The 21,024-nt window shown below is 47.0% G+C and carries 18 protein-coding genes; 8 read left to right on the top strand and 10 right to left on the bottom strand.

Annotated elements, in window-relative coordinates; all coding sequences use genetic code 11:
- Position 1: 1 nt before the first annotated feature.
- The 3 genes from M2470_RS12945 to M2470_RS12935 are packed head-to-tail and all read right to left on the bottom strand — an operon-like array spanning position 2 to position 3,414.
- Positions 2-1,366 carry a tetratricopeptide repeat protein gene (locus tag M2470_RS12945; RefSeq protein WP_280745418.1) on the bottom strand — a complete coding sequence of 455 codons (1,365 nt, stop codon included), beginning with the start codon at positions 1,364-1,366 and terminating at the stop codon, positions 2-4.
- The gene (locus M2470_RS12940) at positions 1,367-3,022 is read right to left on the bottom strand and encodes a M56 family metallopeptidase (RefSeq protein ID WP_280745417.1); all 1,656 of its coding nucleotides are present in this window, start codon (positions 3,020-3,022) and stop codon (positions 1,367-1,369) included.
- A 29-nt stretch (positions 3,023-3,051) separates the two neighbouring features.
- Positions 3,052-3,414 carry a BlaI/MecI/CopY family transcriptional regulator gene (locus M2470_RS12935; protein WP_280745416.1) on the bottom strand — a complete coding sequence of 121 codons (363 nt, stop codon included), beginning with the start codon at positions 3,412-3,414 and terminating at the stop codon, positions 3,052-3,054.
- A gap of 481 nt (positions 3,415-3,895) precedes the next feature.
- Here M2470_RS12935 and M2470_RS12930 point away from each other — a divergent pair, with 481 nt between their 5' ends.
- From M2470_RS12930 to M2470_RS12905, 6 genes are all read left to right on the top strand, one after another.
- Positions 3,896-4,939 carry a sugar kinase gene (locus M2470_RS12930; protein WP_280745415.1) on the top strand — a complete coding sequence of 348 codons (1,044 nt, stop codon included), beginning with the start codon at positions 3,896-3,898 and terminating at the stop codon, positions 4,937-4,939.
- An 89-nt stretch (positions 4,940-5,028) separates the two neighbouring features.
- Positions 5,029-5,700 carry a bifunctional 4-hydroxy-2-oxoglutarate aldolase/2-dehydro-3-deoxy-phosphogluconate aldolase gene (locus tag M2470_RS12925; RefSeq protein WP_280745414.1) on the top strand — a complete coding sequence of 224 codons (672 nt, stop codon included), beginning with the start codon at positions 5,029-5,031 and terminating at the stop codon, positions 5,698-5,700.
- Positions 5,700-7,103, top strand: coding sequence for a glucuronate isomerase (gene uxaC, locus M2470_RS12920; protein WP_280745413.1), 1,404 nt, complete (start codon positions 5,700-5,702; stop codon positions 7,101-7,103). The genes M2470_RS12925 and uxaC overlap by 1 nt, the downstream gene beginning before the upstream one ends.
- Positions 7,104-7,143: 40 nt before the next feature.
- Positions 7,144-7,476 carry a hypothetical protein gene (locus tag M2470_RS12915; protein ID WP_280745412.1) on the top strand — a complete coding sequence of 111 codons (333 nt, stop codon included), beginning with the start codon at positions 7,144-7,146 and terminating at the stop codon, positions 7,474-7,476.
- Positions 7,477-7,550: 74 nt separating this feature from the next.
- A complete protein-coding gene (locus M2470_RS12910) occupies positions 7,551-9,707 on the top strand; it encodes a TonB-dependent receptor (protein WP_280745411.1) in 2,157 nt (718 codons plus the stop codon).
- On the top strand, positions 9,704-10,171 hold the full coding sequence (locus tag M2470_RS12905) for a DUF4625 domain-containing protein (protein ID WP_280745410.1): 468 nt from the start codon (positions 9,704-9,706) through the stop codon (positions 10,169-10,171). The genes M2470_RS12910 and M2470_RS12905 overlap by 4 nt, the downstream gene beginning before the upstream one ends.
- On the opposite strand, the gene M2470_RS12900 is transcribed toward M2470_RS12905, so the two are convergent.
- The 3 genes from M2470_RS12900 to M2470_RS12890 are packed head-to-tail and all read right to left on the bottom strand — an operon-like array spanning position 10,172 to position 15,653.
- The gene (locus M2470_RS12900; RefSeq protein WP_280745409.1) at positions 10,172-11,512 is read right to left on the bottom strand and encodes a TolC family protein; all 1,341 of its coding nucleotides are present in this window, start codon (positions 11,510-11,512) and stop codon (positions 10,172-10,174) included. It abuts the gene before it with no gap.
- The gene (locus M2470_RS12895) at positions 11,509-14,547 is read right to left on the bottom strand and encodes an efflux RND transporter permease subunit (protein WP_280745408.1); all 3,039 of its coding nucleotides are present in this window, start codon (positions 14,545-14,547) and stop codon (positions 11,509-11,511) included. The genes M2470_RS12900 and M2470_RS12895 overlap by 4 nt, the downstream gene beginning before the upstream one ends.
- A gap of 8 nt (positions 14,548-14,555) precedes the next feature.
- On the bottom strand, positions 14,556-15,653 hold the full coding sequence (locus M2470_RS12890) for an efflux RND transporter periplasmic adaptor subunit (RefSeq protein WP_280745407.1): 1,098 nt from the start codon (positions 15,651-15,653) through the stop codon (positions 14,556-14,558).
- A gap of 191 nt (positions 15,654-15,844) precedes the next feature.
- On the opposite strand from M2470_RS12890, the gene M2470_RS12885 reads away from it, so the two are divergent.
- Together M2470_RS12885 and M2470_RS12880 are read left to right on the top strand one after the other, a co-directional pair.
- Entirely contained in the window at positions 15,845-16,096 is a 252-nt protein-coding gene (locus M2470_RS12885; RefSeq protein ID WP_280745406.1) for a hypothetical protein, read from the top strand.
- Positions 16,087-16,401, top strand: coding sequence for a type II toxin-antitoxin system RelE/ParE family toxin (locus M2470_RS12880; RefSeq protein WP_280745405.1), 315 nt, complete (start codon positions 16,087-16,089; stop codon positions 16,399-16,401). Before M2470_RS12885 ends, M2470_RS12880 begins: the two co-directional genes overlap by 10 nt.
- 237 nt (positions 16,402-16,638) lie before the next feature.
- On the opposite strand, the gene M2470_RS12875 is transcribed toward M2470_RS12880, so the two are convergent.
- The 4 genes from M2470_RS12875 to M2470_RS12860 form a co-directional block, all read right to left on the bottom strand.
- Positions 16,639-17,103 carry a hypothetical protein gene (locus M2470_RS12875; protein ID WP_280745404.1) on the bottom strand — a complete coding sequence of 155 codons (465 nt, stop codon included), beginning with the start codon at positions 17,101-17,103 and terminating at the stop codon, positions 16,639-16,641.
- 183 nt (positions 17,104-17,286) lie between these two features.
- On the bottom strand, positions 17,287-18,165 hold the full coding sequence (locus M2470_RS12870; RefSeq protein WP_280745403.1) for a helix-turn-helix domain-containing protein: 879 nt from the start codon (positions 18,163-18,165) through the stop codon (positions 17,287-17,289).
- A gap of 4 nt (positions 18,166-18,169) precedes the next feature.
- Positions 18,170-19,345, bottom strand: coding sequence for a thioredoxin-like domain-containing protein (locus M2470_RS12865; RefSeq protein ID WP_280745402.1), 1,176 nt, complete (start codon positions 19,343-19,345; stop codon positions 18,170-18,172).
- Positions 19,346-19,359: 14 nt separating this feature from the next.
- On the bottom strand, positions 19,360-21,012 hold the full coding sequence (locus M2470_RS12860; RefSeq protein ID WP_280745401.1) for a hypothetical protein: 1,653 nt from the start codon (positions 21,010-21,012) through the stop codon (positions 19,360-19,362).
- Positions 21,013-21,024: the final 12 nt, after the last annotated feature.

The raw sequence follows: 21,024 nt of genomic DNA, 5'->3' as shown, positions 1-21,024 counted from the left end.
TCTATTTTCTCCTTTTATTTCCTTCGATAGTTTTGGTAGCCTCTTCAATTTCCTGGCGGATTTTTTCGGGCATTTCGGGAAGTTTGTTGGCTAGTTCGCGGAGTTCGATGTTGGTTATTTTGCTTCTTTTTCCGTCGGGGGCGATCATGGTTTCTTCTTTTATGTTGCGGAAAAACATGTCTTCGAGGAAGGATTCCAGTACGTATCGTCTGTAGTACATGTATTTGAGATCTTCTCCGCTTGACAGGTATTCTTTTACGTATAATACGTTGATGAATAGTCCCCGTTGTTTTGTGTTTTCGTCTTTATATTCGTTTGCGTTTTGTACGCTGTAGAGGTTGAGGATGTTTCCCAGTAAGTTGAGTCTTTTTGTCTTCTTCCAGAGTTCATAGTAAAGGCGGGCGGCATCGCTAAACCGCCCATCCTTTTGATATGTTTCTCCTCTGAAGAGGTATAGCTGGTTGACCATATATTCTTTCGGTTGCATTTCTTTCTCGGCATTGTCGAAGAGAAGATATGCGCGTTTGCGGTCGTATGTTTTCCCCAGGGCAGAACCTAGAAGCAGGGATACATCTACCGACGTGGTATCCTCTTGGTAAGCGAGCTCTAGCAGGTCTACCGATTTGAGGTACTGTCCGGCATAGTATTGGGAAGCTCCGCCGTATTTGAGGCTGAGGTATGAAGAGTCACCTTCGGCTATCAGTTGAGAATAGAGCGTGTCTGCTTCGGCATATTGCTTGTTCAGGTAAAGAGCCATCCCTTTGTTTTGCCGGATCAGGCGATTGCCGGGATTGTAATACAAAGCCGTATCGCAAACGGCTATTGCATCCGAGGCCTCTGTGCCCGGTGTTTGAAGCAGTATGTTGACCAGCGTACTGGCAAGCCCTACATTCTCTTTGTTATGCTCATACGCCAGGTAATAAGCGGCAATGGCAGCAGCTACGTCTCCTGCTTTCAGGTAACAATCTCCTACATTCCTCAATAGAGTGGTGTTTTGCTCGTCTGTTTCCAGCAGATACTCATACTTTTCGATGGCTTTGTCGTAGTTGCCCAACTGATAGTAGAGCCGTCCCAACTGATAATTGGCATAGAAGTTGGTACTGTCTGCCTGCAATACTTTGGTGAAGTAATGTTCGGCATCCGATGCTTTCCCCAGGTTGGTAGCTATGCGTGCCAGGGCATTGAGGATCTCAATGTTGGTCGTATCCATCGTTAGGCAATGCTGATAGCAGGCATAGGCATCTCTGTACTTCAGGGCCCCTTCATGCGATTGTGCCAGGGCGATGTTTTCTTGCAGGGATGCTGTTTGCGCTATGCCTGATGCAGACATACATACACTCAGAATCAGAATGTAGAGTTGTTTCATTTATTTCATTCGAAAGGTGATAGGAATGGTATATTTTACGTTGACAGCCTGTCCGTTTTGTGTACCGGGCGTCCATGTTGGCATCAGATTGACTACACGTATGGCCTCGGCATCCAATAGGGGATCCACTCCTCTTACGATTACAGGGTCGGTGATGCTTCCATCTTTTCTGACGACAAATGAACAGATTACTCTTCCTTCAAGCTTCTTGGTTTCTGCTTCTGCCGGATATTGTACACTTTGGGCGATAAACTTCATTAGTTCTCCTTCGCCTCCCGGATACTTTGGCATCTCGTCTACAACTGTATATATACGATTGTTGGGATCGCTATTTTTATCTACTACGGCTACTTCTTTTTTCTTTTCCTGCTTTCCGCCCAAGGAAAAGCTGATGGGGATGGTATATTTTGTGTTGACAACCTCTCCTTTATGCTTGCCGGGTGTCCATTTCGGCATTAATTTGATTACCCGTATGGCTTCGGCATCTAATAGGGGATCAACTCCTCTTACGATTCGAGGATCGCTTACAGAGCCATCGTCTCTTACGATAAATGAGCAAATTACTCTTCCTTCAACACCTTTTGCAGATGCGTCTTCCGGATATTTTACATTTTGATTAATAAACTTAAGCAATTCATCTACGCCTCCCGGAAACTTCGGCATCTCGTCTACAACTGTAAATACGGGCTTGTCTTGCAGTATTTGGATGTTGTCCGGAATATCGGGCAGGGAAATTTCTTCTGATTTTGTAACTTCTTTCGTGATGCGGGCTACAGCTTCCATGTTACTGAGTAACATCAGGATGGCTGCGAGGGGAATGAATATTAAATATTTAGTCATTCCGATTGTGCGGGAGCGTTTTTTATTCATCATGTTGATTCTGTTTTTTAGATGTAATACATTAAAACTGTTGTATAGGTTTGCCCCTGTTTGATTACTGTGATGGGCAAGTCCTAATAAATGGTATTGATAATTCTTGCTGTCGTAGCCTGATTGCAGAACAGTATGGTCGGCCAGGTATTCAAGATTGTGCCTGACTTCGCGTTTCAGTAACCAAACAAAGGGGTTGATCCAGCATAAAACACAGATAAGCTCACTAATGATTACGTCTATCGAATGCCATTGCCTGGCATGCGTTTGTTCGTGAGTAAGGATCTCTTCCAGCTCGTTTTCGCTATGGCTTGCCGGATGCAAAAAGATCAGGTGAAAGAAGGAAAATGGTCCGGCAGGCCTCTCCAGAACATATACTTCTACCTGATTAATAGCCGTCCGTTTGCTATTAAGCCTAAGCCATAATATACTGGCAAGCTGAACCAGAAAGCGTGCAAACAAAATGATAATTACCAACCAGTAAACACCCAAAGCTATACTTACCAATAACTCCTTCCAATCCGGCGCCGTAGCAGTATTGCCATTGGCTACAACTTCGGGAAGCATCACGGAATACAGCTGTATAACTTCCGCAATGGGCTCCTGTTCTTTCACCCACTCTTGTATGTTCAGCAATGGATAAGCAAAGGCTAATCCAAAGAATACCAACAAGATGGAGCGACGCAATTTAAAGAATGTATCTTTGTAAAAGAACAGTCTGTAGAAGGCGTAAAAGAGCATAAAAGCCACATTCACCTTAACAAAGTAGGCAAATTCCGGTGTCATGGTATGTATGTTTTAATGGGGTTTTTTGTTTATTCTTTTCCTTTTTCTATCATATCAATGATGTCCTTCAAATCGTCGGTTGATATTTTTTGTTCTTTAGCAAAGAAGGAAACCATTTCTTTATAGGAGTTCTCGAAGTAATTGTTTACCACTCCGCTCATAAAGGTACGTTTGTATTCACTTTCCTGAATCAGCGGATCGTATTGATATGTATTACCAATACGCTTGGCTTTTACATACTTCTTACGTTCGAGATTTTTCACTACAGAAGCAATCGTAGTATAAGGAGGCTTGGGCTCCGGATACAGCGTCAAAATCTCTTTTATGAAACAAGGAGCATTTTGCCATATCAAGATCATAGCCTCTTCTTCCTGTATAGTTAGCTTTTCCATATGTTTTATTTTTAATATCAACCCGACACAAATCTACGATTATTTCGTAAACGAACAATAATCTGTTTGTTAAATAAACATAATGAAGTGGATTGGTGTGATTTTATTTTCGGTAATCATTTTCGCAAAAAAAGTTACTGGATTCCGGATTTGAGTAATCATTTTGTCTCAAAAAAATGTTTCCCTGAGTAGGGGAAGAATGCTTTTGTGTTAAAAGATTACTCAATCTCAGGTTTCGGTAATCATTTTACCTAAAAAGGTTACTCAATTCCGGAATGCGGTATTCTTTTGATGGAAAATGATTACTCAAATCTTAAATGCGTCATCTTTTTGACAAAAAAGATTACTGAATTTAAATATGGGCTTGTTGGGAGGTAATTACTTTCTCTAATTTTTCGTAAAATCGTAATGTTTTCGCACACACATGATGGTTAATTAAAATATATCCCTATTTTTGCAGCAAATTATATTCACACATATCATGGAAAAAAGAGTAATTACCTTTGGAGAAATTATGCTTCGGCTGGCCACACCAGATTATCTACGCTTTAATCAAACAGACAAGTTTAGTGCAACCTTTGGCGGCGGAGAGGCAAATGTGGCTGTATCATTGGCCAATTATGGAATACCAACAGACTTTGTTACACGCTTACCGCAGAACGATATTGCACGTGCCTGTGTGATGGATTTGCGTAAGTATGGAGTAGGAACCTCGCATATTGTTTATGGGGGCGAACGGCTGGGAATCTATTTCCTGGAAACAGGCGCCGTAGCCCGTGCCAGTAAAGTGGTGTATGACAGGGCTCATTCGTCTATTTCGGACATCAAACCGGGAATGGTAAACTGGGAAGAGGTATTTAAGAATGCATCCTGGTTCCATTGGACAGGTATTACGCCCGCTATCTCGCAAGGAGCAGCCGATGCTTGTCTGGAAGCTATCCAGATGGCCAATAAAATGGGTGTTCCCGTATCTTGCGACCTGAATTATCGCAAGAACCTTTGGAAATACGGAAAATCAGTATCGGAAGTAATGCCTGCATTGGTAGCTGGATGCGATGTAATCCTTGGCAATGAAGAAGATGCAGAGAAGGTATTCGGCATCAAACCCGAAGGCTTCGACGTGGCACATACCGATGGCGAAGTAAATGCTGCCGAATTTGAATCGGTATGCAAGCAATTGATGGCTAAATTCCCTCGCGCCAAGAAAGTGATCATCACCCTGCGCGGCTCTATCAATGCCAATCACAATACCTGGGGAGGCGTATTATATGCCGACGGCAAATTGTATCAATCTCGCCGCTACAACATCACGCACATTGTAGACAGAGTAGGAGGAGGCGACTCCTTTATGGGTGGACTGATCTACGGCCTACTAACCTATACGACAGACGACCAGAAGGCGCTCGACTTTGCTGTAGCCGCCTCCTGCCTGAAACACACCATCTATGGCGACTACAACCAAGTAACCGTAGAAGAAGTAGAAAAACTAATGTCCGGCGATGCCTCCGGAAGAGTAAGCAGATAAAATTTTATAAGGGTTAATTATTAATGGTTAATTGTAAATTCGTAGGCTTGAAGTTAATCATTAATAATTAACAATTAACAATTAGAAAAATGGCAAAGTTCAATAAATTACAGGTTTTAAGTGCGATGATAGATACCGGGATGGTTCCGGTCTATTATGATAAAGATATAGAGGTGGCGAAGCAAGTGGTAAAGGCTTGCTATGCCGGAGGTGTTCGCGCCTTTGAGTTTACGAACCGGGGCGACTTTGCTCAGGAAGTGTTTGGCGAGTTGGTGAAGTTTGCGGCCAAGGAATGTCCGGAGTTGATTCTGGGTATCGGTTCTATTGTTGATCCGGCTACTGCTGCTCTGTATATACAGTTGGGTGCCAACTTTATCGTAGGCCCACTCTTCAATCCCGAAGTAGCCAAAGTATGTAACCGCCGCTTGATCCCCTATACGCCCGGCTGCGGATCAGTCTCCGAGATCGGCTTTGCGCAGGAAGTAGGCTGCGACCTCTGCAAAATATTCCCCGCAGGCAATGTAGGCGGCCCCTCCTTTGTCAGCAATATAAAAGCACCGATGCCCTGGTCGATGATCATGGCTACAGGAGCCGTTGAGCCTACGGAAGAAAACCTCTCGGCCTGGTTCAAGGCAGGAGTTACCTGTGTAGGCATGGGCTCGAAGCTATTCCCCAAAGAAGCAATCGCTAAAGGTGACTGGCAAGCCATCACTCATTTGTGCAAAGATGCATTAACCATCATAAAGAAATACCAGAAATAATGAAGACTTTTCTTGATGCAGACTTTTTGTTGCAGACAGATACGGCGAAAGAATTATATCATGAGCATGCGGCCAAGATGCCGATCATTGATTATCATTGCCACCTGATCCCTCAGCAAATAGCCGATAACTACCAATTTGCCGACCTGACAGAAATATGGCTAGGCGGCGACCATTATAAATGGCGGCAGATGCGTGCCAACGGAGTGCCCGAAGAATACATAACAGGCAATAAACCCTCTTACGAGAAGTTTACCAAATGGGCGGAAACCATGCCTTACACCATGCGTAATCCGCTCTATCACTGGACACATCTGGAGCTAAGCCGCATCTTCGGCGTAAACAAGGTACTGAATCCTTCTACCGCTCGCGAGATCTACGACGAATGCTCTGCTAAATTGCAGACCGAAGCCTTCCGCGCACAAGCTATCATGGAGAAGATGAACGTAAAGGTAGTCTGCACAACGGACGACCCAATCGACTCGCTGGAGTATCACAAAGCTATCCAAGCTAGCGGCTTCTCGGTAAAAGTATTCCCTACCTGGCGTCCGGACAAAGCAATGGCGATTGAGAATCCCGTAGCCTATAACGAATACCTGGCCCGCTTGGAAGAGGTATCAGGCGTTACGATCCTGACCTTCGACGATCTGTTGCAAGCGCTTCAGAACCGTCACGATTTCTTTGCCTCCGTAGGTTGCACCGTGTCTGACCACGGACTGGAAACATTCTATGCCGAACCTTATACCGATGCCGAGATACGCGCCATCTTCCAGAAAGTACGCGCCGGCAAGTCTGTAGACGAGAAAGAACTGTTGAAGTTCCGCTCGGCCATATTATACGAAGGTGCACTGATGGATGCCCGCTCCGGCTGGGTACAACAGTTCCACATAGGAGCTATCCGCAACAACAATACAAAGATGTTCAATATCCTGGGGCCGGATACCGGCTACGATGCCATCCACGACCATAACTTCGTGGTAGCGATGGATCGCTTGCTCGACCGTCTGAACAGCGCAGGCATGCTTGCTAAAACCATCCTGTACAACCTGAATCCTCGCGACAACGACCTGATGGTAACCAATGCGTACAACTTCAACGACGGAACAACACCCGGCAAGATACAGTTTGGCGCCGCCTGGTGGTTCCTGGATACCATGAAAGGTATGGAGAATCAGATGAACTCCTTGTCTGCTTTAGGACTGCTAAGTCGCTTTGTAGGTATGCTGACGGATTCGCGCAGCTTCCTGTCGTATCCGCGTCATGAATACTTCCGCCGCATCTTGTGTAACATGCTTGGTAACGATGTAGAGAATGGCGAACTGCCGGTATCCGAACTGCCATTCATCAAGCAGATGGTGGAAAACATCAGCTATTACAACGCGAAAAATTATTTTGGCTGGTAAGGATTTCTTTTTACCTTTGCTGCCACTTTAACAGGCATTTGTGAAGGAAACCAATAGTAAACAACGTATATCGGCATGGGTTTTGATCCTGTGTTTGCTTCCTTTGACGGTAGCGAAACTAACGCACCATCATGCTCCGGAAGATACGGGTTGCTGTTCCTCCCATCATAGTACAGATGAAACAGAACAGAAGCATTCGGCAGACGACTGTTTCATCTGTAAATTTACCTTATCACCTTTCCTTCATATTGAGATTCCGGATAATCCCGTAATCCAACCGGCCCTTCCTTTTGAGCCGGCTCCTTACCAGAGTACGCATCTTCTTGCCGTTACTCACTCCTACCTCCTTCGCGCACCTCCTTTTCTTTCATGATTAATTAATTGGTTGTTAATTATTATTGTGTCAATAATTAACAATTAACCATTTACAATTAACCATTAAGAAAAATGCGTATAAAGATAATTATGGGATTATTGCTATTGGTGCGTGTGGCCGGAGCGATAACCCAGGATCCTGACACCTTGAAGGAGTTGTCGATCCGTGAGATTGTCATTACCGAAAACGTGAAACAGGCGCGTAACAAACAGTCGACTGTGCAGTTGGAGGTAGCTGACAAAGATTTTCTAACACACTATTATTCCGGTAGCCTGATGCAGACCTTGGAGAAGCTGCCTGGTGTACGTTCGATGGATATTGGTTCCGGCTTTTCCAAGCCCGTGATCCGTGGAATGGGATTCAACCGGGTATCTGTTACCGAGAATGGCATCAAACAGGAAGGTCAGCAATGGGGAGCCGATCACGGCTTGGAGATTGACGCCCTGAACGTAGAAACCGTCAATGTCCGCAAAGGGCCAGCCTCCCTCTTGTATGGCAGCGACGCTATGGCCGGAGTGGTGGAGATCATGCCGCCCTCGCCGCCCTTTGAAGATCAGTTCTTCGGTGAAGCGACCCTGCTGGGGAAATCAGTGAATAGCCTGTATGGAGGCTCGCTGTTGTTGGGGCTTAAAAAGGGCAGGTTCCATACCCGCCTACGTTATTCCGAGCAGCGTTTCGGAGATTACCGTGTTCCAACGGATACCATAATCTACCTCACCCAGCGAATACCCATCTACAATAAAAGGCTCAAAAATACAGCCGGGCTTGAACGGAATGTAAACTGGCTGGGAGAGTACCTGAACGGACGCTACCGGAGTACCTATGCCCTAAGCAATGCGTATCAGAAGGTAGGCTTCTTCCCCGGTGCGCATGGTATACCGGACGCCTCACGGGTAGAAGACGATGGCGATTCGCGGAACATAGATATGCCTTATAGCAAGGTCAACCATCTGAAGGCTACGACTCGTCAGCAATACACTTGGGACGGGGCTCAACTTCGTTGGGACATCGGCTACCAGAACAACCATCGCGAGGAATGGAGTTTCTTTCATACCCATTACGGTACGCAATCTCCTCCCGCAACAGATCCCGATAAGGAGCTGGCCTTTACCTTGCATACCTTTAGCTCCGGCCTGAAAGTGCGTCTTTTAGGCTCTGCCGTTTGGGAGCATACCGGAGGATGGGACGTGCAGTACCAGCGGAATACCATCGGAGGTTATTCCTTCCTGCTGCCGGAATACAGCCGTTTGACTAGTGGTTTATTTTGGCTGACAAACTATAAGCTAAACGATGCCTTTACACTCAGCGGAGGACTCCGCTACGATATCGGCAAGATAGAAGCGGAGCCTTTTTCCGACCTTTACCTGGCTACATACCTGAAACAACAGGGATATACCGAAGCAGAGATTGCCGCCAATGAAGTGCGTAGCCATAAAGTAGATAAGAACTTTGGCGACTGGTCGGGCTCACTGGGGATTGTATGGCAAGTAGCATCCGAACATCTGTTAAAAGCAAATATAGGACATAGTTTCCGCTTGCCGGGAGCCAATGAGTTAGCCTCAAACGGCGTGCATCACGGTACCTTCCGTCACGAACAGGGAGACGCTTCACTGGACTCGGAACGGGGCTGGCAATTCGATGTGGCTTATACTTTTACATCTCCATACGTCACAGTGAATGTATCTCCCTTTGTATCCTGGTTTAGTAATTATATCTACTTGCGGCCTACGGGTGAATGGTCTATCCTTCCACATGCCGGACAGGTTTATCGCTATACCGGATCGGAGGCTCTGTTCGCAGGAGGTGAAGCCTCAGCAGCGGTTCATTTGCCCTTCTATTTCAAGTACGAATTAGCGGCAGAATATGTATACACCTATAATTGTGACGATCACATCCCGCTGTCTTTTTCTCCTCCTGCTACATTGCGTAATACGCTGTCATGGGAACGGGGAAAGCTTCGCCTCTATGCCGAGCATCATTGGATTGCCGACCAGAACCGTACCGACCGGAACGAAGACCCTACACCGGGAGCCAATCTGTTTCATGCAGGAGCCGCAGTCTCCATACCTCTAGGAGCTACGGAAGCCGAGATCACGCTGTCGGCCCGGAATCTGCTGAATACCAAATATTATAATCATTTAAGTTTTTACAGGAAAGTAGAAATCCCCGAACCGGGAAGAAACTTTCAAGTTATTATTAAAGTACCTTTTAAAAGTATATTCAAATGAAAAAAGTAGTTTTATTCCCTATCCTGATTACTATTCTTAGTCTGCATATTTTAGTTTCCTGTGATGATAATGAAAGTGATACACAAAAGCCCGTTATTAATCTGATCGAACCGGAAGAAGGAGCTGTATTAAAACCGGGTAGCGCCATCCACTTCGAGATGGAATTAAGCGATAACGAAATGCTTCGCTCGTACAAAGTAGAAATACATGACAATTTTAACAACCATGGACACGAAAGTAAAGCCACTAAAGCAGAAACGGCTCCTTTCACTTATAATAAGTCATGGGATGTGTCCGGCCTTAAGAACACACACATACATCATCACGAGATTGAGATTCCTGCTAATGCTACGGAAGGTGCTTATCACTTCATGGTCTATTGTACAGATGCAGCAGGTAACGAATTGAATGTAGCCCGTAGCATTGTATTAAGCAAAGATGGAAACGACGGAACGCATGAATGATCACTGGCTCGCTTCGTTCGGATCAGGAATCAGATAATTGGTGATTTGTCCGCTTAGTTGTAATAGGGATATTTCACACAGCTTAGTAGAAAACTCGGCAATGGACTTGCTCTCCTCAGCATTGAGGAGGCTGTTCTGCGCTTCGCGTAATTCAATACCGGAGAGTTGCCCCAGGCGATATCTCTCCATTGCGATACGGTAGTTCTCTTGTGCGGCTACTACGTTTTCTTTCTCCAACGCCCAAAGGTTCAGGTTGTTTTCGTAGGCCATCCATTGGTTGCTCATATCGGCACGCAAAGCCAGTTCCAATTCTTGTCTCCTGAGTTCGCTGTTCTCTATCTGGATACGGGCGTTTCGCTGTTCACGTTTCCGGTTGAGTCCGTCAAACACTGTAAAGCCGACAGTCACTCCGTAATTGAAACCGAGCCTCCGCTGGAAGTCCGTATTTCCTACTTCGTACCAGTTGCCGGTATAGCCATATCCTCCGTTCAGTCGCAGATAAGGATAGTTGCGACTTTTGGCCTTTTTCAGGTCGAGTTCCGAGAGTCGCTGGTCTTTCTGAGCCAGCAATAAGGATACATTAGAGCTCATGGTACTGCTCCACAAGTCCACTTCATCAAGGAAGGGATTGGGGTAGATCGTTGAGTCTTTCTGATGGATCCGTTCTTCTACATTATCAATAGACATCAGTTGGTTGAGAGCTGTACGCGAACGATGTACTACTTCCAGCTGGTTCAACACAGCCGAGCTGTCGGAGTTAAAGTCCACCTGGGCCTGTTGCAAATCCAGACGAGACATTGAACCGATATAGTAACGTTCTTCCACAATGCGGAGCCGTTCACGCGACAGGTTCAATGTAGAAGTCAGGTTTTGTAAGCGGATTTTCTGACGGATAAGGTTGTAATACTCACTGGCGATATCGGCGATAAGGTCTTCAATCGTCATGCGGGTATTGAGCTCTCCAATGCTTTTCAATTCTTTCAGTTTGGCATATTCAGCCTGTATACCGAAGCCATCGAAGATCGTCCAATTCACATCAATTCCGGCTGTTGCCGTTTCCGAGTTGATACCGTTTGTTTTTGTAACCGTCCCGTCTTTTGCTTCCTCGCGGGTATTGTTGATACTTCCGTTAAATCCACCATTCATTCCTACTGTCGGCAGATAACCGGCATTTCCGATGGTGGCGTTATTGTCACTAATTTGTTGTGTGTTGCGTATGATGCGGATGGCATAGTTACGTTCCAATCCCGTTTCAATGCAGCGTTTCAGGTTATACACTTCCTGTGCGCCTATGGAGGCGGTCAGTATAAGCAAAAACCCTATATAGAAAAGTCGTTTCATCTCTTTGATATCTTTTTTTGTCTGTCGGTAGAAATAAAGCTGTACATAGCCGGAACAACGAAAAGTGTCAGGAAGGTAGATACAAGCATCCCCCCTACTACGGCTGTTCCCATGGCAATACGTCCCTGTGCCCCTTCGGCAGAAGCAAATACCAGCGGAAGCAAACCAAGAATGGTAGAAACACTGGTCATCAGGATTGGGCGCAAACGCTGGATAGAAGCCGAACGGATCGCCTCTCCGATGGATAAGCCACTATCCTGTCGCTGGTTGGCAAATTCTACAATCAAAATCCCGTTCTTCGCCACCAAACCAATGAGCATAATAATACCGATCTGGCTGAATATATTCATGGTAACTCCCGAAGCACTCATAAACATCAGTGCTCCTGCAATGGCTAATGGTACGGTAAACATGACCACCAAGGGGTCTTTAAAACTCTCAAACTGAGCCGCCAGTACCAGATAGATCATAAATAATGCCAGTACCATGGCGAACATCAGGCTGTCGGAACTTTCGCGAAACTCTTTCGACTCACCGGAAAGTGCCGTACGGAAGGTATCGTCCAGCACATCAGCAGCAATTTTGTCCATCTCGTTCAGACCATCCCCTAAGGTATAGCCCTTGTTTAGTCCGCTGGAAACGGTTGCCGATACAAAGCGGTTATACCGGTAAAGTTGTGGTGGAGCTACATTCTCTTGCAGCAATACCAGGTTGTCTAGCTGTATCATCGCCCCATTGTTACTACGTACGTAGATAGAGCGTAAGTCCAGAGGTGTATTCCGCTGCTGGCGGTTAATCTCGCCCAATATCTGGTATTGCTTGCCTCCCATATAAAAGTAGCCCATACGTTGTCCGCTCAGGGCATATTGTAATGTCTGGGCAATGTTCTGGGTACTTACGCCCAACAACGAAGCCTTGTCGCGGTTTATCTCGATACGGACTTCCGGCTTGGTGAATTTCAGATTTACATCCGCCATTTGGAAAACGGGGCTTTCATTCACCCGTTGCATAAACTCCGGAAGGAATTCCTGTAGTTTTCCCAGACTGGTTGCCTGCAGTACGTATTGTACGGGCATCCCCCCTCTCCTACCGCCAAAGGTAGATTGCTGCTGCACGAATCCGCGAGCCAACGTCTCTTTCCTGACAGCTGCTGATATATTCTCGGCTATTTCCATCTGAGATCGATCACGATCCTGTATGTCGGGCAATAAAACGGTAATAAAACCGCTCGAACCCCAAGAACGGGTAGTGATGGATTTTCTTTCCGGTGCCAGCGAATCGGCTATTACTTCAATCCGCTCGGCAAAGTCGCGGATAAATTCAAAGGTAGTACCCTCCGGACCGCGCAGGTTGATGGATATCTGCGAACGGTCTTCCAAAGGTGAAAGTTCAGCAGGTATTTTCTGCCAGAAATAAAAGATGGTAGCGAATAAAATAACGACAACAGGGACAGCCATCCACTTATGACTCAAGAAGTAGTCCAATCCTTTCGCATAAATATTGTTCAGCCACTCAAAGAAAGGCTCGGTCTTCCGGTAGAACCAGTTCTTATGCTCCCGCCGCTTCAACAGTTTTGTGGCAAGCATGGGCGTAAAGGTAAGCGCAACAAAGGAAGAAATCGCTACCGATCCGGCAATTACGATACTAAACTCCTTGAACAAGCGCCCCGTCATCCCTTCCATAAATACAATCGGAAGGAACACGGATATCAGGGTAATGGTCGTAGAGATAACGGCAAAAAAGATTTCTTTCGAGCCTTCGATCCCCGCCTCCTTCGGCTGCATACCCCGCTCGATACGCACATAGATATTCTCGGCCACCACAATGGCGTCGTCTACCACTAGCCCTACGGAGAGCACGATAGCCAACATGGTCAGTACATTCACAGAGAAACCGGCCACGTACATCACAAAGAAGGCTCCCACCAGTGAAACCGGAATTACAACTACCGGAACCAAGGTTACGCGCCAGTCGCGCAGGAACAGGAAGATAATCAACACCACCAGAATGAAGGCTACATAGATCGTTTCTTCCACTTCCCGGATAGAGGCACGTATGAAACTGGTATTATCATACACCATTTCGATGGTAACATCCTCTGGTAAGTCTTTCTTTAGTTGCTCGATACGCTGATAGGCTTCGTCGGCAATTTCAATATGGTTGGCTCCCGGTTGGGGGATAATCACGTCGATAACCATGGGCTCACCGTTCTTCTTCAGGAAACTCTTGATATCCTCCGGTGCCAGTTCGGCATAACCGATATCCTGGAAGCGAACAATCTGGTCGCTGGTTTTTTTCACGATTAAATCGTTAAACTCCTTGGCGGTAGTCATCAATCCCAAGGTACGGATAGATAGTTCCACCGTATTTCCTTCTATACTTCCCGAAGGCAATTCTACGTTTTCGGCATCTACGGCGCTCTTCACGTCAAGAGGCGTTACACCATATCCGGCCATCTTGATAGGGTCCAGCCACAGCCTCATGGAATAGCGCTTCTGCCCCCATATATCTACACCACTCACATTCTGGATCGTCTGCAAACGCTCTTTTACGGTCAATTCAGCTATTTCGCTCAGTTCCATCAGCGAACGCTGGCTGCTTCGGATACCGATCTGCATAATAGGAGTGGCGTCGGCATCGGCCTTGGACACGGTAGGAGGGTCGCAGTCACGCGGCAGGTATCGTTGGGCACGTGAAACCTTATCACGCACATCATTCGCTGCCGTTTCCAGATCTACAGAAAGTTCAAATTCTACCGTGATACGGCTGTTTCCCTGGCTACTCACACTGCTTAACGAACGGATGCCGGGAATCCCGTTAATATTCTGCTCCAAGGGTTCGGTAATCTGGTTCATGATTACCTCCGCATTAGCCCCCGGGTACGATGTACTCACAGAGATAATCGGTTGGTCTACACTCGGATATTCACGTACCCCCAACCAGCGGTACCCAATCATCCCGAACAACAGGATAACCAATACCATTACCGTTGAAAGTACGGGGCGATTGATACTTAATTCGGAAATATTTGCCATAGGGGATATTAGTTCAAATTGTCAATCATAACTTTCATGCCTGTTCTCAACTGCATCACACCGGTAGTAATCAGGGTATCTCCCGGATGTAATCCTTCCAGTGCCTGTACGTGGCTTTCCGTCCGCAGGCCGGTAACAATTTCCGCAGGCATGGCCACGCCACCTTTATATAAATAAACGATGCTCTTACCCATCTCGGGGATAACGGCTTCGCTGGGGACAGCCAGTGCATCTTTAATCTCGCGCTTGGTTACTTCTACCGACAGATACCTACCCGGCAGGATGGCTTCGTTCTGGTTCGGATAGGTGGCACGTACCTTCAGCGTACGGGTGGTCTGGTCTATCGTTGCTTCTACAGCATATACCTTGGCATGATATTTTTGAATCATCCCATCTGTAGCCTGCATGTGGAAGGTGATGGGTGTTCCGTCTTTCACATCCGACTCATACCTTTCAGGAACAGAAAATTCTATTTTAAGGGGAGATATCTTGGTTAGTTTTACAATCACGGTAGAGGGGGTAGCATAAGCTCCTTCACTCACGAAGCGGAGACCGATAATCCCGTCAAAAGGAGCGCGTAATTCGGTTTGTGCGATATTGGCTTTTACCAGTTCGATGTCTGCCATTAGTTTTTCATAATCGGTGGTTACCTGCTCGAAGGCTTCCTGGCTCACGGCATCTTTCTCCAGCAACGTACGCTGACGATACACCCGGTCGGTAGCCAAAGGCACCTCGGCTTCCAGTTTCTTTAATTGCGCCTGCAAAGGTTTGTCATTTATCTTAGCCAGCAAATCTCCTTCTTTCACATGCGTACCTTCCTTAAAATAAATAGCCACAATCTTACCCGACGACTCAAAAGAAAGGTCTACTTCTTCATCAGGCATAGTGCTGCCTGTTGTCCGGTAGGTTTCACTTAGTGTTTGTTGCTTTAACACCTGGGCATTGATATTCAATACCTGTGTGCGAAGTGCAGGAGAGGATGGAGGAACCACTTCGGAAGCATTCTTAGACGTTGTCAATTTGCTTTTAATACGGGGATAAACAATCATACCAACAATTAATAATCCTATCACAATAATTACACCCCATTTAGCACTCTTCGTCATGTTTAATTGGTCTTAAATATTAGGTAATATGAGAAAAATATAAGTAATCGTCATTTTAGACTACCCCCAAAGGTAATGGTTTAATCCGTAGCTATGAAATTTTAATCTTCCTTGTTGCAAAGCAGCGAACGTTGTTTCATTGTTCATCATTATTTCGTATCTTTGTGTTATATCATAAAAATGTGACGGTTATGACAACAATCTTAATAAACGAAAATACGGAAGAAGGTCGTACGCTGATGAACGTAGCTCGTGCTATGATGAAAAGCAAAAAGACAGCTGTACAGATTGTTGCCGACGATGACAGGCTGCAACCTTACCCGCTATCGGCATCACCAGCCGAGAACATTGCTTCGGCAATTGCTTCAGCACGCGACACACGTGCTTATAACCATCAACAGGTAATGGAAGAGATGGAGAAACTCATCGCATCGTGGCAATAAAACAAATCATCTGGAAGCACACTGCACGCGCCAAATACCTCAGAACGACACGATGGTATTTCGATAATATGGGTTTGAAAGCCGCTGATAGCTTCATGCGTGGCATAGCTGAAAATGTAGAGCGAATCAGCAGACAATCCGCTATCGGCAAACGTGAACCTTTGCTTGTCGGCCATCCGGAAGACTTCCGTTCGCTGGTTGTACATCGTCATACCAAAATCATCTACTATTGTGATACCCAGAATGTCTACATTGTTGATTTATGGGATTGCCGACAAAACCCCGCCAAACTAAAAATAACGTAACATATAAAATTTAAATCGCATAGCGACTAGATGTTATTAGGCAGGTGGCGCCAGCCCCTGTATTAATGGGTCAAACCCAATATATGCATGCCGTAGGTATGCAATATATCGCCCCTAATGGGGCTATAATATGGGGCATGGATCATCCCAACCAGGGGCTGGCGCGCCCTGGCTAATGACATTTAATCGCTATGCGATTTTTATACTACCCGTATTGTGTGTTTCAGTTATATCATATTAAAAGAAAAGGGGTATCTCCAGTAGCTCCACCATATCGTCGGTGGTGAAGATGTCGGTGCGCATGTATTGGTGGAGGCTGTTTACTTTCAGGCCGAAGTCCATTCCATATAATAGGGAGGAGCAAAGGTCCCAGGAGGAAGATTTTCTTTCCCTCGCACCTCCTTCCAGTAGCCAGATTACTTTTCGTAGCAATATGGGGTTTTCTACTTTGAAGCGAAGGCTTCCCATGACGGTAGCCTTGTGCAGGTAGTCCAGGAAGGACTGCCGGTTACACTTTGTCAGGTTCACCAGGAATGGCTGGAATTCACTATTCGCCTCTTCCCAGTTGTGCAGGGCAGCCTCAAAGGCGATACGCAGCCATTGCGCTCTTTCCTGGGAGGGCAATAAGGCTGTTTTGGCTATAAATCTCTTGACTGAAGGGTATTCCCCCTCAAAAAAACGTTTAAGTTCCTTATAATACATTCGTTAAGACTTGGTTTGTAAAATCAAAAAAAATGAGAGGGATACCTTCACAGGCCTCCCTTCTCCATAGACTAACCTTAAATTAACTTGGCGTTAACTTAAGAAAGATAAGATTTCTTTTCTGCCCGCCGGGGCGGGCGCAGTACGCAGTATGCAGTACGCAGAACGGGGAAAGCCTCTCCCCTAACCCCTCTCCACAAGAGAGGGGGAAAATCCGTGCTGCGTGCTGCGTGCTGCGTGTTCCTCAGAATGCCGCAAGGCATTCCTGATTTTCAGCGGCGGAGCGCCGAATTGTTCTTTGCAGAAGCGGCTGAAGTGTCCGGCATAGTAGAAGCCGTTTTCCAGCCAGATGACTTCCAGGGGCTTCTCTTTTTCTTCCCGCAGGCTGAAATAGATATGGGCGGCTTTCCGCTTTAAGAGCCACCGGTAAGGGGAGAGTCCGAACTCTCTCTTCATCTCCAGGGCAAAGGCACGGCTCTCCATGCCTAATTTAGCTGCCAGATCGTCTGATCGCTTTACGTTCCGGTAGTAGCGTAGTACATCCAGCCGGAAGGCGGGGTTGTTGCCCACCAGCGGGTGTAACAGCTTTGCTACTTCCTGAGTACTGTAGAAGGCTTGCAATAGAAGGAAAAGCTCCAGGCTTTTAATTGCATGCAGTTTGGGACTGTCTATCCCTGCTTTCTCGTATCCCAGCAGCAGTTTCAGGAACTTTTGCAATGCCTCGCATGTCACCACCGGCTCGAACGTATCGTCCGTCTCTTTGGCTATCTGGTACAGTTCCGCCATATAGCGGCCATTATAGACTGCCGGCAGGGCGTTGAATGCCAGTAGGACCAAGCGGCAGGGACGCAGGCTGCGGCAAAGGGTGTCTGCCGTTATGGGAGCCAGCATAAAACACCCCTCAGGCAGCTCGCGACGGTAGAAGTTGTTGCAACTGATCTGCATTTCTCCCTCCAAAAGGAAGATCAAATAGTTGTGCTTCCGGATCGGTAGACGGAACGCTTTTCCTTCTCCCACTTCCATGTACTGGAATCCCTCCTGCTGTATCATACCTGTCCTCATAATTTTAAGGAAGAAGTTTTTTAAGTTGTGCATATCTTCCGCGTACGATGCCTTCGCTGTCGGTCAGGATATAGGTCGGTGTACCTACGATGCCGTAGTGCCGGAAGTTCTCGCCTTCAAAGCCTTTCAGGTCGCAGAGTTTGTCTGTCCAGGGCAGGCTGTGGGCGGTCGCTTCAAATATATCCTTGTCTATGTCGGCGGCGATGGAGATCACGCGGATATTATTATCTCTCAGTAATTTGTATTTCTCTTTCAGCTGTTCCAGCTCGTAATGGCAATTGCCGCAGCCGGTTTCGTAAAAGACGATCAGGCTGCTTACGGGCACTAATGTTGCAGTATCCTCCTGTACGATTTCCGGTGCCGCTTGCCCGTTCAGGGGCATGGTCAGGTATTCCACTCCCAGCTCTGCCAGTAAGTTGTCTTTTGCATACTTACTGAACATGCGGATAATGGCCTGTGTTACTTCGCGGCGTACGGGGATATCATGCCCGCAGCTGTCAATCATGCGGCGGGCATCGGCTACCAATACGGTATCCTTGGCGTAGCTTTGCTGCATCCACAGTTCGAATACCGGCTCCCAGAACCCACTGCTATAGAGATCGATAAAATCCAATTGATCCACCACAAAGGCGTATTGTTCTTCCAGCATTTCTTCCTCTGTGATGGTAAAGGAGCTGCCTACGCCTGTCAATAGGTTTAAGATCTCCAATAGGCGGGCGGCATAGAGGGGGCTATCCGTTATTTCCTTCCGGAAAGCCTTGTACTCTGTCTCTATCGATTGCCTTTGCATAACATTGGTGGCATCTACGTATTTCTGTATGATGTTGTTTTGCCTCTCCATCGAGCGAAGTAGAAAATTATTCTCGGGCGAGCCTTCAAACAAAAGCGTTCCCTCTTCGCTCATACAAATATCTTCATCACCACTGACAACAATATTCCATACCTTAGCGGAATCCTTGACCGAGAAGCAGGCTACGCCGCGATAGTTCCCGGACAAACGGATAACTGCCTTGCCGTCTGCATCTAGTGTTCCCTTAGCAATAGTATCCTGCTTAGCTCCTTCAAACAAAGAGCAGGAATACTCCCGTCCGGCGTAAGAGGGTAGCCGTACGTCTATTGTCCGACAAGAGGCGATGACCGGTAGCCATACAAAACACAGTATCGTTATATATTTAAGCATATAAATAAACCGGATTAATTGTGCTTAATGCAACGCAATGTGCAGCCTTGGCCCCGGTTACCACTACCAGCGGAATTAACGGTGCTACTGTTGAAGCTCAGCATGTATGCATCCGTACCGATAGTACCGATAGTCCAATAGTTGGCGCCCGTTCCCTGATTATAGAGCTGACCATTAGTAGCGGCTCGGGAGCCACTTGCAGGTAAAAAGAGGGTGGTTGTCTCGCCGTCCGGTTTGATCTCATAACCACGGCCATTCACACTGTTCCATACCCAGGTATTGGCCGTAGCCGTGGCCGGAGTGCCCGCGATAGCGCCCCCTTTGTACAGGCTTCTCCATTCATCCTGGGAGGGTGTGCGCCAAGCGGTATTCGCTCCGCTGGTGCCATTCGTTGCAGGATAATAGGTCTCGTAGCTGATGCCGTCTTCCTTAATTTTGGCACAGGGGTCGTTAGCGGCCAAACGTCCGCTGCGCCATATCCGGTCTATCTGGGTGGCAGACAAGTTATATGCCCAGTTGGCATTTTGCTCTGAAGTTGTGAGAATAAACTTCCCGTAATGGTCAGTATTACGCTTTACCTGCCGCCACGGGTAATTCTGTAGAGCAATCAGGTTACCACTCTCATACGTAGGACCTTCGCCATAAGCCACCTGGTTTGTCCCGGCGTTTTTTTGTCCGGCGACAAAGCCTGCCGATGCCCCACGCTTTTCGTGCCCATCGCCAATACGGCCCCATTGGTACAGGTCACCGTAGAGGTTTTCTTCCCCGGCAATGTAATAATGTAAACCGTTTGATTCATTGGCAGGATTGAAAGTCATGGAATGATTTTTCTGCGCCTCAATCGTCAGAGTGGTAGCCCCCAGGTTGAAGCACATAAAGGACAGCCATTCCCCGGCATTGTTCTTGGCCCCGCAGCCCACGGCTACTTCGGCTATATCGGATGTTAATTCTGCGCCCAGCGAACTGTTTGCGATGCAATAGAATTTATAAAAGCCTGCATTCTTGGCATTGCGGGTCGTTCCTTTAATAACTCCCGTCGGCGTAAATTTGCTTGTCGTCGCTCCCGTTCCCGTTACCGTTCCCGATCCTCCTATGGCTGTCCCGATACGCACATGCACATTGTTTCCTGTCACCTGGTACCATTGGTAGCTCCAGTCGCCCTGGCCGTCTACTTTAAATTCCAGTGCAGCGGGTGTTTCTGTCCCCAGTTCATAAAAGGTAAACTTTTTGGGCTGTTTCGTAATAGACGACACCGCTTCGTTGGCCTGCGAGGTCACCCAGTAGGCGCCGTTCCAGGTGTACACCGCCGGGTAGAGCGCCCCCCCGTTGTTGGTGATATTGTACACCATCAGCCCCGCCAGTTTCTCTTTCAGCGAGCCTACATTGTTTACAAACTCATCGTCATCCGCCTCGATAAAGGGTTCCAGCGTACCGGTATTGACTAGTTTTACCCGGGGCAAGAGGAATCCCCCGCCGTCTTTACCCGATGTGATGTTCTTATCATCGGTTACGGAGGCTACCTTGCCGCTGGTCTGCTGTGTCTTGATTTCAAGGAGCGCCGCACGTGTGGGGGTGATGTCCGAGCCCACTGTTACCTGGCTGTATGCCGGAATTGTCCCGGCTATCACAGCCAACCATACTGTTAGTTTTAATCTGATTCGTTTCATCTGTTATCTCTG

It is taken from the genome of Parabacteroides sp. PH5-46 (assembly GCF_029892785.1).
Classification (GTDB): Bacteria; Bacteroidota; Bacteroidia; order Bacteroidales; family Tannerellaceae; genus DFXE01.
This window is presented reverse-complemented; position numbering and strand designations above follow the sequence as displayed.